This window comes from Nonomuraea recticatena (genome assembly GCF_039533245.1).
Taxonomy (GTDB): domain Bacteria; phylum Actinomycetota; class Actinomycetes; order Streptosporangiales; family Streptosporangiaceae; genus Nonomuraea; species Nonomuraea roseola.
The window spans coordinates 1-1030 of the sequence record NZ_BAAATE010000122.1 but is presented as its reverse complement, the minus strand read 5'-3'; the positions used below and the strand labels follow the sequence as shown (position 1 = coordinate 1030).

The 1030-nt window shown below is 73.3% G+C and carries 1 protein-coding gene; it reads left to right on the top strand.

The features are described from left to right. A partial coding sequence (locus tag ABFX50_RS50655; protein WP_346158471.1) for an iron-containing redox enzyme family protein occupies nt 1–957 on the top strand: 957 nt, incomplete at its 5' end. Nucleotides 958–1030 lie beyond the last annotated feature (73 nt).

Here is a 1030-nt window from a genome sequence, read left to right as displayed (position 1 = left end):
CCGATCACCGCGGCGTTGTTCGGACGGCTGACCGGCCCGCCCGGGGGCGAGCCGCTCGCCGTCCACGAGGTGGACGACGAGGATCTGCACCTGGCCCTGTTCGTCTGCTACGAGCTGCACTACCAGGGCTTCGACGAGGTGGACGAGCGCTGGGAGTGGGAGCCCTCGCTGCTGCGCACCCGAGCCGAGCTGGAGCGGCGCTTCGAGTCGGCGCTGCGGAAGCTCGTGCCGCGCCCGCCCGCCGTCCCCCCGCAGGAGGTACGGCGCGCGCTGGCCGAGCTGGTGGCGGCCGACGACGGCCCGCCGCTGTCGACGTTCCTGCAGCGTGAGGCGAGCCTGGAGCAGTTCCGCGAGTTCGCCGTGCACCGGTCGATCTACCACCTGAAGGAGGCCGACCCGCACACGTGGGCGATTCCGCGCCTGCGGGGCAGGGCCAAGGCGGCGCTGGTGGAGATCCAGTCCGACGAGTACGGCGGCGGCCGTCCCGAGCGCATGCATTCGGAGCTGTTCAGGGCCACCATGCGGGGCCTGGGCCTCGACGACTCCTACGGCGCCCATCTCGGCAGGGTGCCCGCGGCGACGCTGGCGATCTCGAACGCGATGTCGCTGTTCGGGCTGCACCGGCGGCTGCGCGGCGCCTCGATCGGCCATCTGGCGGCCTTCGAGATGACCTCCTCGCTGCCCAACCGCCGCTACGCCGCGGGGCTGCGCAGGCTGGGCGGCGACGCGACGGCCACGCGCTTCTACGACGAGCACGTGCAGGCCGACGCCGTCCACGAGCAGATCGCCGCGCACGACCTGTGCGGCGCCTTCGCCCGCGACCACCCGTCGCTGGCAGGCGACGTGCTGTACGGCGCCGCCTGCGCGCTCACGCTGGAGCGCCTGTGGGCCGCGCAGGTCATGTCCCGCTGGCTGCGCGGCACGACGTCGCTGCTCGGGGAGGTCGTGGCCGCATGATGGACTACGTGCTCCCGCTGCGATGGGAGGACGACGCGGGCCTCGAGGAGCTGACCGCCTACCTGCGGACCCT